Below are 12634 nucleotides of genomic sequence, written 5' to 3' on the forward strand. Positions count from 1 at the left end.
CATGCGGCTCCCGGCTTCGGGCGGCTCCCGGCTTCGGGCGGACTCCGTCTTCGGTGGGTCCTGTCGTCACACGGACCGCGTCCAGCCCGGGTCCCGGCCGCTCAGCCCGATCGTCCGGTCCAGGAGCGGGGCGTCGGGCCGGACGGGGACGACGGGGCCGAAGACGCCGCCGCCCCCGTCGGAGTCCGCGGCGGCGGCCAGGAGGAAGTCGTACGACGCCTGCAGCGCGGCGGGGTCGGGCGCGTAGGTCCGGCCGGTCGCGCGGGCCAGGTCCCAGCCGTGGATCACCAGTTCGTCGGTGACGACGGCACCGGCGACCGCGCCCGGCAGGTCGACGCCGCCCGCGCGGGTCATGCCGGTCCAGGCCGCTGGCTCCCGCCAGACCCCGGCGAGCTCGTCGAGCACCTTGGGCAGCTCCTCGCGCCAGCCGGGCCCGATGTCCGGCAGGGCGGCCTCCGGGCTGGTGTCCGTGGTGACGCCCAGCTCCTTGCGGCCCGCGTCCCGGAAGGCGACGGCCAGCCCCAGAAGGTGGCCCAGCACGTTCCGTACCGCGTACCGCGGGCAGGGCGTCCCGTCCGCCAGTCGCTCGTCCGCGACGGCCTCGGCGAGGCGCGCCACGATCCGGGTCTGCGGTCCGAGGTCGAGGGTGGTGTCGGTCATCGGGCTGCTCCTCTTGACGGTTCTCCTGGAGGACAGACCGATCCCGGTCACGGAACTCATCGTTCGGCCGTCCCGCTTCTAAGGCATCCGCCCGATCCTCACGAAGGGTCCTTAGACCCACGATGAGCGGGCATGACGACGACGTGGACGGCGGCCCGCGTGGTGCGGGACCGCAACGCCGGGCTCTGCCTCACCGCAGTGGTGGTCTCCGGCTTCGGCACCTCCGCCCTGTGGCTGGCCTCGGGCGTGTGGGTCAAGGACCTCACCGGCTCGGACGGCCTCGCGGCCCTGTGCCTGCTGGCGATGTGGGCGCCCACCCTCGCCGGCCCGCTGCTGGGTACCCTGGCCGACCGGTTCCGCCGCCGGCCGCTGCTGATCGCCGCGAGCCTGCTCATGGCGGTGCTCCTGCTCACCCTGTGCGCCGTCGGCTCACCGCGCGGGCTGTGGCTGCTGTACGCGGTGCTGTTCGTGTACGGCGCGGCGGGCGTCGTCCACGACGCGGCCGAGTCGGCGCTGATCGCCACCGCCGTGGACCGCTCCCTGCTCGGCGACTTCAACGGCCTGCGGACGACCGCCGGCGAGGGCGTGAAGCTGCTGGCCCCGCTGGCGGGCGCGGGCCTCTACGCGGCCTGTGGCGGGGCGGCCGTCGCCGTCCTGGACTCGGTCACCTTCCTGCTCGCCACGGTGGTGTACGCGTTCCTGCGGGTACGGGAGGACCGGCCGGCGCCCCCGACGGGCAGCCACCGGGAGCGGACGGCCGAGGGTGCCCGCCATCTGTGGGCGCATCCGGTGCTCCGCCCGCTGGTGCTGGCGGGCGGCGCCACGATGCTGTGCGCGGGGGTGAGCGGGGCGCTGGTCTACGCCGTGGTCGAGGACCTCGGCCACTCCCCCGCGTACGCCGGTGTGCTGTACGCCGTCCAGGGCGCGGGGTCGGTGGCGGTCGGCCTGCTCTCCGGCCCGGCCCTGCGCCGCCTCGGCGAACGGCGCTTCGCGGCGTACGGCATCGCCGTACTGGCCGTCGCGGTGGCACTGCGCGCGGTGCCGGACGACCTTCTGGCGTGGGTGTGCAGCGCGGCGATCGGTGCGGGCCTGCCCGCCGTGCTGATCGCCACGCTGACCGCCGTACAGCGCGGGACCCCGGCCCCCCCTGCTGGGCCGGGTCACCGCCACCGCCAACACGCTGGTGTTCACCCCGAACGTCCTCGGCCTGGCGGCGGGAGCGGCCCTGGTCGAACTCCTCGACCACCGACTCCTGCTGGTCGTAGTCGGGTTCGCCCTGACGGCGACGGCGGCGACCCTGCTCGGCCACCGCGCGAACACCGCCCCGGCATGACCCAACCGACCGCAGTCCCCCGCACGTGGCTGCGGGCAGTCGTGCCGCTGGGGCGGCACGGGTGGGCGCAGCGGCACCCCGCCAACGCCGGGCTGCGCGAACACCCCCGGCCCACACCCACACGGGCACCGATGCCGGCACCGGCCGAAGTCGTACGCCAACCCCACGCCCTCGCCGGCTCAGAGCCCGGCCAGCGCCGACCGGACCGCCTCCAGGTCGTCGTCCGACGCCAACCCCGCGTGGTACAGCCGCAGCTCCGTCGCGCCCAGGCGGCGGGCCTCCGCCGCGTCCGCCGCGAGGGTGCCGGGGCTGCCGCCCATGCCGGAGACGATCGTGAGGTTGGCGGCGAGGACGGTGTCCGCGCGGGCCTCCCCCGCGAACGGGGTCAGCAGGCCGGCGCCTCCCGTGCAGGGCACGACCACTCCGTCGGCGACGGAGAGGACGCGGGCCGGGTCGACGCCGGCGTTGGCGCCGCAGTGGTAGGAGACCGGGTCCGCGTGCAGGAGGACCTGGAAGCCCTCGGGAGCGGCCTGTCGCACGGCGGTGACCGCGGCCTCCTGGAGCGTGCGGGCCGTTTCGTCGCGCCACGCGCGCGTGGCGTTCGCCGGTGTCCCGCCGAGGAGCTTCTCGACGCCCGCCCAGCCCCCGTCGGAGGGCGCCCCCCGCCACACCGGTTCCAGTGCGGCGCGTACGGCGGCGGCGAGTCCGTCGGCGTCCAGGCCCCGGGCCCCGTAGCCCTCGCGGCAGGACGGGCAGAAGCACAGGGACATCAGGTACTGCCCGGCGTCCCCGAGGCCGACCCCGGCGATCTTGTCGTGGGCGTGCAGATGGGCGAGTCCGTACCAGCCGAGGGACTCCAGCTCGGTGCCGTGCGCTCCGGGCCGTACCGCGGCCTCGGCGGCGAGGTCGGTCAGGTACGCGCGGGTGCCGGGCTGGGCGATGCACGGCGCCCAGGGGTAGCGGTCGCCGTAGGCGTTGACCACCGAGGTGTCCGGATGCTCCGCGCCGAGGCGGGAGTTGTGCGCGAGCACCACCCAGGTGTGCACCTCCAGGCCCGCGTCCGTGAGCGCGGCGGCGGCCTCGCCGAAGGCGTCTCCGGGCGCCCAGTCGCCGGCCGGGTACGGGCGCGGGGTGCGGCCGGACCAGTGGTCCCCGGCCGGGTACAGCACGGCCGCGTGCTCGGCGGTCACGACGCGGTGGCGCGGGTGGCGCGGGGTCAGCGCGCGGGTGGAGTGGTAGGCGGAGGCGAGCGTCACCTGCGCCGTGCCGAGCGCGGCGATCCGCGCGGGGGCCTCCGGGTCCCCGTTGACGTCCCAGGGGTAGACGAACGCCGACGTCTTCACTGGCTCTCCTCCAGCAGCGCGTGTCCCCGCTCGATCAGCTGAGCGAGCTGCTTGACATGATCCCCGGCCGGTTCGTGCAGCGGCGGCCGGACCTCCCCCACGTCCAGTCCGCGCAGGCGTACGCCGGCCTTGACGAGGGAGACGGCGTAGCCGCTGCCCCGGTCGCGCAGTTCGACGAACGGCCGGTAGAAGCCGTCGATCAGGCGGTGCGCGGTGGCCGTGTCGCCGGTGCGGAAGGCGGTGTGGCAGGCGAGGGCGATCTCGGGTACGAAGCAGAACGCCGCGGACGAGTAGAGGGTGATGCCGATGCCGCCGTAGGCAGGCTGGGTCAGTTCGGCGGTCGGCAGCCCGTTGAAGTACAGGAAGCCGTCGGGGCCTCCGGCGCGTACGGCGCTGACGGTCCGCTGCATCAGGTCGAGGTCGCCGAGGCCGTCCTTGAAGCCGACGATCCCCTCCGTGCGGGCCAGTTCGACGACGCTTTCGGGGGTGAAGACGGCGTTGTCGCGCTGGTAGACGATGACCGGCAGGGAGGTGGCCGCGGCCAGCTGCCGGTAGTGCCGCAGCAGTCCCTCCTGCGCGGCCTTGACCAGGTAGGGCGGCATCGCGAGCAGTCCGTCGGCCCCGGCGCGCTCGGCGAGGCGGGCGTAGCGGACCGCGAGCGCGGTGCCGTAGCCGGCGCCCGCGACGACCGGGACGCGCCCGTCGGCGGCCTCCACGGCGGCCGTCACGCACAGCTCGAACTCCTCCGGTGTCAGCGCGTGGAACTCACCGGTACCGCAGCAGGCGAACACGGCGGCGGCCCCGGCCTCCACCCCGCGCCGCACATGGAGGCGGTAGGTGTCGAGGTCGACGGAGCCGTCGGGTCCGTAGGCGGTGACCGGGAAGAACAGCGGCCCGCTGGGGACACCGAGTCGGGCGGCGAGAGGGGCTGGCGTCACAAGCTCTCCCTGGTCCATATTCCTGATTCACGTCCATATTCCTGAACATGTTCACGCTAAGACGCCCCGGGGACCCCGGTCAAGCACCGCACCCCGCCACACACCAGCGGATTCTTCCGTTCCACAGGAAGTCGCGGAATACTTGACGCGCCAGGCCCCACCTCCTTAGCGTGTCCACGAATATGAATGCCGTGCGCCCATATGGATGGATTCTCCTGTACGGACTCCTGCGTACGGGCGGCACGGCCGGCGATGCAAGGAGACCCGAGGATGCCCGCTCCCCGCACCGTTCTGCTCACCGGCGCCGCCGGTGGCCTCGGCACGCTGATGCGGGGCCTGCTCCCGGACCACGGCTACGACCTGCGCCTGCTCGACCTGCGCCCGATCGACGGCGAACCGGACGCGGTCGTCGCGGACCTCGCCGACAAGGACGCCGTGCGCGAGGCGGTCCGCGGCGTCGACGCGATCGTCCACCTGGCCGGCATCTCCCTGGAAGCCTCGTTCGAGAAGATCCTGAAGGCCAACATCGAGGGCACGTACAACCTGTACGAGGCCGCCCGCGAGGAGGGCGTCGGGCGCATCGTCTTCGCCTCCTCCAACCACGCCGTCGGCTACACCCCGCGCCCGCAGGGCGACGACCCCCTCATCCCGGTCGACACCCCGCGCCGCCCGGACACCTTCTACGGTCTGTCCAAGTGCTTCGGCGAGGACCTCGCCCAGCTCTACTGGGACAAGCACGGCATCGAGACCGTCTCCGTGCGCATCGGCTCCTGCTTCCCCGAGCCGACCAGCGTGCGCATGCTCTCGGTGTGGATGAGCCCCGCCGACGGCGCCCGCCTCTTCCACGCGGCCCTGACCGCCGAGAACGTCGGCCACACCGTCGTCCACGGCTCCTCCGCCAACACCCGGCTGTGGTGGGACCTCACCTCCGCGCGGGCGCTCGGCTACGACCCCCAGGACGACTCCGAGCCGTACGCCGAGAAGCTGATCGCCGAGCAGGGCGAGCTGGACCCGGACAACCCGGCGCACGCCGCCCTGGGCGGCCACTTCGTCACCGACCCGCCCATCTGGCCGTACTGACGACAGCACTCGGGCGGGAAATCGACGCCTCCGGCGGCGGGCGGGCACCGAACGGGCCCGCCCGCCGCCGTATGCGGGCATCCACGCTGCCCGCTCCCACCCGTTCCCCCGCGCCCGCCCAGGTCCGAGCCGGGCACGGCGCGAGCCGAACGGGCACAACCGGGCAGGAACGGGCCCGCAACAGACCTGGTCAGCAGCGAAAGCCCGCTGTACAACTTCCTGCATGGGTCCCACCGGGCCCGAACGGGCAGCGAGATCAGGAAGCGGGTGTCCGGTCATGAGCCACAGGACGGCCGAAGAGCGCCAGCGGGAGATCGTACGGGTGGCGCGCACCACCGGCGCGGTCGACGTCAGCGCGCTCGCCGCCGAACTGGGCGTGGCCAAGGAGACCGTACGGCGGGATCTGCGCGCCCTGGAGGACCACGGTCTGGTGCGCCGCACCCACGGCGGGGCCTATCCCGTGGAGAGCGCCGGCTTCGAGACGACGCTCGCCTTCCGCGCCACCAGCCACGTCCCCGAGAAGCGCCGGGTCGCGACCGCCGCGGCCGAGCTGATCGGGGACGCCGAGACGGTCTTCGTCGACGAGGGCTTCACCCCGCAGCTCATCGCCGAGGCCCTGCCCACCGACCGGCCCCTCACCGTGGTCACCGCCTCCCTGCCGGTCGCGGGCGCGCTCGCGGAGAGCGGCACCGCGTCCGTCCTGCTGCTCGGCGGCCGGGTCCGCCCCGGCACCCTCGCCACCGTCGACCACTGGACGACGAAGATGCTCGCCGGTTTCGTCATCGACCTGGCGTTCATCGGCGCCAACGGGATCTCCCGCGAACACGGACTGACCACGCCCGACCCGGCGGTCAGCGAGGTCAAGGCGCAGGCGGTGCGGGCCTCCCGCCGGGTGGTGTTCGCGGGCGTCCACACCAAGTTCGGGGCGGTCAGCTTCTGCCGGTTCGCCGAGGTCGGCGCGCTGGAGGCGATCGTCACGAGCACCCTGCTCCCGGCGGCCGAGGCCCATCGCTACTCCCTGCTGGGGCCGCAGGTCATCCGGGTCTGAGGAAGACCGGATCAGCACACCGTTTCCCGTCCCCTCCGGGCCGAGCCACGCCGAGTGACGCCCGCTGTCTCCCCATACGACCCGCTTTATCAAGGAGTGATCCATGCAAACCCAGAGCCGACGGAGGCCGCCGCGAGCCGCACTCGCCGCGGTCGCCGCAGGGACGCTGCTCGCCCCGCTGCTCTCCGGCTGCTGGGTCGGAGCGGGCGGGGCCGGATCCGGCGGTGACTCCATCAACGTCCTGATGGTCAACAACCCGCAGATGGTCGAGTTGCAGAAGCTGACCGCCGACCACTTCACCAAGGACACCGGCATCGAGGTCAACTTCACCGTGCTGCCGGAGAACGACGTCCGCGACAAGATCAGCCAGGACTTCGCCAACCAGGCCGGCCAGTACGACGTGGCCACCCTGTCCAACTACGAGATCCCCATCTACGCCCGCAACGGCTGGCTGAAGGAGATGGACTCCTACGTCGACGGGGACCCCGACTACGACCAGCAGGACGTCCTCGAACCGATGCGCCAGTCCCTCACCGGCGACGACGGCAAGCTCTACGGCCAGCCCTTCTACGGCGAGTCGTCCTTCCTGATGTACCGCAAGGACATCTTCGACAGGGAGGGCCTGGAGATGCCCGCCGCCCCCACCTGGCAGCAGGTCGCCGACCTCGCCGCCGAACTCGACGGGGCCGAACCGGGCATGAAGGGCATCTGTCTGCGCGGACTGCCCGGCTGGGGCGAGATCATGGCCCCGCTGACCACCGTGGTGAACACCTTCGGCGGCACCTGGTTCGACGAGGACTGGAACGCGGGGCTCGACTCCCCCGAATGGGAGAAGGCCACGAAGTTCTACGTCGACCTGGTCCGCGAACACGGCGAGTCCGGCGCCCCGCAGGCCGGCTTCGCCGAGTGCCTCAACAACATGACCCAGAGCAAGGTCGCCATGTGGTACGACGCCACCTCCGCGGCCGGCTCCCTGGAGGCCGACGGCTCCCCCGTCAGGGGCAAGGTCGGCTACGCCCCCGCCCCCGTCGAGAAGACCGAGTCCTCCGGCTGGCTCTACACCTGGGCCTGGGGCATCCAGGACGCCTCCCGCAACCCCGACAACGCCTGGAAGTTCGTCTCCTGGGCCTCCAGCAAGGAGTACGAGCAGCTCGTCGGCGACGAGATCGGCTGGTCCAACATCCCGGCCGGCAAGCGCGCCTCCACCTACGACAACCCCGACTACCGCGCGGAGGCCGCCGCCTTCCAGGAGATGACCAAGGAGGCCATCGCACAGGCCCGGCCCGACGACCCCGGCGTCCAGCCCCGCCCGGCGCCCGGCATCCAGTTCGTCGGCATCCCCGAGTTCACCGACCTCGGCACCAAGGTCTCCCAGGAGATCAGCGCGGCCATCGCCGGACGCCAGTCCGTCGAGTCGGCCCTGAGGAAGTCCCAGCAGCTCGCAGAAGAGATCTCCGAGGAGTACGAGGGACGATGACCGCCACGACGACGGCCCCCGTGGCCGCACCAGAGACACGCTCCGCCCCTCGCCGGCCCTCCGCCCGGCTCCGCGCGTGGGCCACCCGCGCCCCGCTGCTGCCCGCCCTGATCTTCATGATCGTGGTCACCCAGCTGCCCTTCGTGGCGACCCTGGTCATCTCCTTCTTCGACTGGAACTCCCTCTACCCCGACGCCCGCAGCTTCGCCGGCTTCGAGAACTACCAGGAGGTCCTCACCGACGCGGCCCTGCGCAAGTCCGTCTGGACGACGATCCTGCTGACCGTGGCGGTCGTCCTGGCCAGCCTGGTCCTCGGACTGCTCCTCGCCCTCCTGCTGGACCGGAGGTTCCGCGGCCGGGGCATCGTGCGCACCCTGCTCATCGCCCCGTTCCTGGTGGTCCCGGTGGCGGCGGCCCTGCTGTGGAAGCACGTCCTCTACAACCCGGAGTACGGCCTCCTCAACGGCCTGCTGCACTACGTGGGCGGCCCCCAGCCCGACTGGATCTCGGGCACCCCGCTGCTCGCCGTCGAGGCCTCACTGGTGTGGCAGTGGACCCCGTTCATGATGCTGATCCTGCTCGCCGGACTGCAGAGCCGGGACCAGCAGCAGATCGAGGCCGCCCGCGTCGACGGCGCGAGCGACTGGCAGATCTTCGTCCACCTCACCCTGCCCCACCTGCGCCGCTACCTCGAACTGGGCGCCCTGCTCGGCTCGATCTACATCGTGCAGAACTTCGACGCGGTCTTCACCATCACGTCCGGCGGCCTGGGCACCGCCAACCTGCCCTACACCGTCTACCAGACCTTCTACCAGGCCCACGAGAACGGCCTCGCCTCGGCCGCCGGCGTCCTGGTCGTCATCGGTTCCATCATCATCGCGACCTTCGCCCTGCGCGTGGTGTCGTCCCTGTTCCGCGAGGAGGTGTCCCGCGCATGAGCAGCATCGCCGTACGCACCCGCGGCCGGTTCCGCGGCGGAGCGGGTCTCGGCCTGGTCGCCTGGCTGGCCGGCATCGTGTTCTTCCTGCCCATCGCCTGGATGGCGCTGACGTCCTTCCACTCCGAGACGGACGCGGCCACCAACCCGCCGTCCTTCACCGCCGCCCTCACCCTCGACGGCTACCGCGAGTTCTTCGGCGCGGACGGCGGCGCCAGCCCCTGGCCGGCGCTGGTCAACTCGGCGGTGGCGTCGGTCGTGTCGACCCTGTTCGTCCTGGTCCTGGCGCTGCCCGCGGCGTACGCCCTGTCCATCCGCCCGGTGCGGAAGTGGACGGACGTCCTCTTCTTCTTCCTCTCCACCAAGATGCTGCCCGTGGTGGCGGGCCTGCTGCCGATCTACCTGTTCGCCAAGAACGCCGGGATGCTCGACAACATCTGGCTGCTCGTCATCCTCTACACCTCCATGAACCTGCCGATCGCGGTCTGGATGATGCAGTCCTTCCTGGCCGAGGTCCCGGTCGCGATCATCGAGGCGGCCCGGGTGGACGGCGCGAAGCTGCCCACGGTCCTGGTACGGGTGGTCGCCCCGATCGCCCTCCCCGGCATCGCCGCGACCTCCCTCATCTGCTTCATCTTCAGCTGGAACGAACTGCTCTTCGCCCGGGTCCTGACGGGCGTGGTCGCCGAGACCGCCCCCGTCTTCCTGACCGGCTTCATCACCAGCCAGGGTCTGTTCCTGGCCAAGGTGTGCGCCGCGTCGCTCGTCATCTCCCTGCCGGTGCTCGCCGCGGGGTTCGCCGCCCAGGACAAACTCGTCCAGGGCCTGTCGTTGGGAGCCGTGAAATGAAGGCCGCCGTCATCGAGTCCGTGGGCAAGGCCGTCGTCGCCGAGGTCCCGGACCCGACGCCAGGGCCGCGCGACGTCGTCGTCGAGGTCGCCGCGTGCGGGCTGTGCGGCACGGACCTGCACATCCTCCAGGGCGAGTTCGCGCCGAAGCTGCCGATCGTGCCGGGGCACGAGTTCGCCGGCGAGGTGGTCGGCGTCGGCGCCCGGGTCACGGAGGTGTCCCTCGGCGACCGGGTCGCGGTGGACCCCTCCCTGTACTGCTACGAGTGCCGCTACTGCCGTAACGGCCACAACAACCTCTGCGAGCGCTGGGCGGCGATCGGCGTCACCACGGCGGGCGGCGCGGCGCAGTACGCCGTGGCCCCCGTGGCGAACTGCGTGAGGCTCCCCGAGCACGTCCGCACGCAGGACGCGGCGCTGATCGAGCCGCTGTCGTGCGCGGTGCGCGGCTACGACGTGCTGCAGTCCCGGCTCGGCGCCCACGTCCTGATCTACGGGTCCGGGACGATGGGCCTGATGATGCTGGAACTGGCGAAGCGGACGGGCGCGGCGAGCGTCGACATGGTGGACCTGAATCCGGCGCGGCTGGAGACGGCGCGGAGGTTGGGTGTCTCCGCGTCGGCGGCGTCGCCGGACGAGCTGGACCGGCCCCAGGGATGGGATCTCGTCATCGACGCGACGGGGAACGCGGCGGCGATCCAGGACGGGCTGGAGCGGGTGGCCAAGGCCGGTACGTTCCTCCAGTTCGGGGTGGCCGACTACGCGACGCGGGTGACGATCGACCCGTACCGGATCTACAACCAGGAGATCACCATCACCGGCTCGATGGCCGTCCTGCACAGCTACGAACGGGCGGCGGAACTGTTCGCCGGGGGCGTCCTGGACCCGGACGTCTTCATCAGCGACCGCCTCCCCCTGGACCGGTACCCCCAGGCCCTGGACCAGTTCGCGGCGGGCGTGGGACGGAAGATCGTGGTGGTGCCGTAGGGGTTTCCCGCCCCCGGGGGCGCTGCCCCCGAACCCTTGTTCCTCAAACGCCGGAGGGGCTGGTTTCAGCCCCTCCGGGGGAGTTTGAGGAGCGGGGTCCGGGGCGGGAAGGGGCGCGGGGGCGAAAACCCTCTGACCCGATCGGACCGAGGTAAGGGAACGGTAAAACGCCCCCGCTCGTTCACCCGGCATGACCGCAATGACCCCCGGCTCGAACATCCCTCTCCCCACCGCCCACGTGACGGTGGACGTCGCCGCCCCCGTGCGCCTCGACGTATCGGGCCTCCTGCTCACCGCCGACGGCAAGGTGCGCTCCGACGACGACTTCATCTTCTACAACCAGCCCACCGGCCCGGGCGTGACCTACCGCCCCGGCGGCATCACGGTCGACACCACGGCCGTACCCCCCGGCATCGAGAAGATCGTCGTCACCGCCAGCCCCGACGCCGCCGGCCAGACCTTCCAGGGCATCGAACCCACCGCCACCCTCCGCAACGCGGACGACAACGCGGTCCTGGCCACCTTCACACCCCCGGCCCTCGGCACCGAGACGGCCCTGGTGGTCGTCGAGATCTACCTGCGCAACGGCGCCTGGAAGGCCCGCGCCGTCGGCCAGGGCTACGCCAACGGCCTGGCCGGCATCGCCACCGACTTCGGCGTCACGGTCGAGGAACCGGCCGCCGCCCCGCCCCAGCCCGCGGCCACCCCGCAGGCACCCCCCATGCCGGCCACCGCACCCGCCGCACCCCCGGCACCGCCCGCCCCCGCCCCCGGCACCGGGAAGATCAACCTCGACAAGGGCCGGGTCAGCCTCCAGAAGAACCAGACCGTCTCCCTGATCAAGGGCGGCCAGCCGCTGCTGTCCCAGGTCAAGATGGGTCTCGGCTGGGAGCCCGCCTACCGCGGCAAGGACATCGACCTCGACGCCTCGGTCATCGCCTACGGCCCGCAGCGCAACCACATCGACAGCTGCTACTTCGGCAAGCTCCAGATCGTGAACGGCGCGATCCGCCACTCCGGCGACAACCTCACCGGCGAGGGCGGCGGGGACGACGAGGTGATCACCGTCGACCTCGGCCGGCTCCCCATGGACGTCACCGGCCTGGTCTTCACGGTCAACTCCTTCTCCGGCCAGAAGTTCACCGAGGTCGCCAAGGCGTACTGCCGCCTGCTGGACGCCACCACGGGCGAGGAACTGGCCCGCTTCGACCTCACGAGCGCCGAACCGCAGACGGGCGTGATGATGGCGAAGCTGATCCGCCAGTTCTCCGGCGAGTGGGAGATGACCGCGATGGGCGACTTCGTGAAGTCCCGCACCGTACGGGGGATGGTGAAGCCGGCCGCCCAGGCGCTGTAACCACTGCCGCAAGCCACCGGGCGCCCTCGCTCAGGGGGCGCCCCGGGCCCTCAGCCCGGTCATCAGCAGCTCCAGGTACCGGCGGATCTCCGTGCCCTCCCCGCCCGCCAGCTCCGAGGCCGTCGCCACCCCGTGGGCCAGCCGCAGGACGTCGACGGGCTCGACGTCGCGCCGCAGCACGCCCGCCTCCCGCGCCGCCCCGACCAGCCGGTCCACCGCGCTCTTCAGCGGATCGCAGCACTCCGTGCCGCCGTCCCCGACGGCGGCACCCAGCAGCGCCCGCAGCCCCCGGATCCGGAGCATCCCGGCGCCGAGTTCGTTCAGCCACTCCACCAGCGCCTCGCCCGGCGGCAGCCGCCCGGCCAGTTCACCGGCCCGTGCCGCGATCGACTCGATGCGGTCGACGTACGCGGCCTCCAGCAGCGCCTGACGCGTCGGGAAATGCCGGTAGAGCGTGCCGGACCCGACGCCCGCCCGCTTGGCGATGTCGTCGAGCGAGGCACCCTCACCGTGCGCGGCGAACGCCTCCACCGCGGCCTCCAGCAGCAGTTCACGATTGCGGCGGGCATCCGCGCGCATCGATCTGACCTGCGCCATCACCCACTCCTCGAACCCGGGAACCCTCC

11 protein-coding genes and 1 pseudogene are annotated in these 12634 nt (G+C 72.2%); 8 read left to right on the forward strand and 4 right to left on the reverse strand.

Features of this window, described 5'->3' with window-relative positions:
• Nucleotides 1-66: 66 nt before the first annotated feature.
• Entirely contained in the window at nt 67-660 is a 594-nt protein-coding gene (locus ACIA6T_RS25295) for a TIGR03086 family metal-binding protein (RefSeq protein WP_399448745.1), read from the reverse strand.
• Nucleotides 661-792: 132 nt separating this feature from the next.
• Here ACIA6T_RS25295 and ACIA6T_RS25300 point away from each other — a divergent pair.
• Nucleotides 793-1993, forward strand: a pseudogene (locus tag ACIA6T_RS25300) (MFS transporter).
• Between the two features lie 179 nt (nt 1994-2172).
• Here ACIA6T_RS25300 and ACIA6T_RS25305 read toward each other — a convergent pair.
• Together ACIA6T_RS25305 and ACIA6T_RS25310 are read right to left on the reverse strand one after the other, a co-directional pair.
• Nucleotides 2173-3336, reverse strand: coding sequence for a hypothetical protein (locus ACIA6T_RS25305; RefSeq protein WP_399448746.1), 1164 nt, complete (start codon nt 3334-3336; stop codon nt 2173-2175).
• Complete coding sequence (locus tag ACIA6T_RS25310) at nt 3333-4292, reverse strand: 5-dehydro-4-deoxyglucarate dehydratase (protein WP_399448747.1); 960 nt, start codon at nt 4290-4292, stop codon at nt 3333-3335. The genes ACIA6T_RS25305 and ACIA6T_RS25310 overlap by 4 nt, the downstream gene beginning before the upstream one ends.
• Nucleotides 4293-4544: 252 nt before the next feature.
• Here ACIA6T_RS25310 and ACIA6T_RS25315 point away from each other — a divergent pair, with 252 nt between their 5' ends.
• From ACIA6T_RS25315 to ACIA6T_RS25345, 7 genes are all read left to right on the forward strand, one after another.
• On the forward strand, nt 4545-5354 hold the full coding sequence (locus ACIA6T_RS25315) for an NAD-dependent epimerase/dehydratase family protein (protein WP_399448748.1): 810 nt from the start codon (nt 4545-4547) through the stop codon (nt 5352-5354).
• Between the two features lie 277 nt (nt 5355-5631).
• Nucleotides 5632-6402 (forward strand): DeoR/GlpR family DNA-binding transcription regulator, encoded by a 771-nt coding sequence (locus ACIA6T_RS25320; RefSeq protein ID WP_399448749.1) that lies wholly within the window; start codon nt 5632-5634, stop codon nt 6400-6402.
• Between the two features lie 103 nt (nt 6403-6505).
• Nucleotides 6506-7879: an ABC transporter substrate-binding protein gene (locus ACIA6T_RS25325; protein ID WP_399448750.1), complete on the forward strand. Its 1374-nt coding sequence runs from the start codon at nt 6506-6508 to the stop codon at nt 7877-7879.
• The gene (locus ACIA6T_RS25330; protein WP_399448751.1) at nt 7876-8817 is read left to right on the forward strand and encodes a carbohydrate ABC transporter permease; all 942 of its coding nucleotides are present in this window, start codon (nt 7876-7878) and stop codon (nt 8815-8817) included. Before ACIA6T_RS25325 ends, ACIA6T_RS25330 begins: the two co-directional genes overlap by 4 nt.
• Nucleotides 8814-9665, forward strand: a complete 852-nt coding sequence (locus ACIA6T_RS25335) for a carbohydrate ABC transporter permease (protein ID WP_399448752.1) — start codon at nt 8814-8816, stop codon at nt 9663-9665. Before ACIA6T_RS25330 ends, ACIA6T_RS25335 begins: the two co-directional genes overlap by 4 nt.
• Entirely contained in the window at nt 9662-10651 is a 990-nt protein-coding gene (locus ACIA6T_RS25340) for a zinc-dependent alcohol dehydrogenase family protein (RefSeq protein ID WP_399448753.1), read from the forward strand. Before ACIA6T_RS25335 ends, ACIA6T_RS25340 begins: the two co-directional genes overlap by 4 nt.
• Nucleotides 10652-10850: 199 nt before the next feature.
• Nucleotides 10851-12008 (forward strand): TerD family protein, encoded by a 1158-nt coding sequence (locus tag ACIA6T_RS25345; RefSeq protein WP_399448783.1) that lies wholly within the window; start codon nt 10851-10853, stop codon nt 12006-12008.
• 30 nt (nt 12009-12038) lie between these two features.
• Here ACIA6T_RS25345 and ACIA6T_RS25350 read toward each other — a convergent pair whose 3' ends face one another.
• Nucleotides 12039-12605, reverse strand: a complete 567-nt coding sequence (locus ACIA6T_RS25350; RefSeq protein ID WP_399448754.1) for a TetR/AcrR family transcriptional regulator — start codon at nt 12603-12605, stop codon at nt 12039-12041.
• Nucleotides 12606-12634: the final 29 nt, after the last annotated feature.

This window comes from Streptomyces sp. NPDC051740 (assembly GCF_044453165.1).
Lineage (GTDB): Bacteria > Actinomycetota > Actinomycetes > Streptomycetales > Streptomycetaceae > Streptomyces > Streptomyces atrovirens.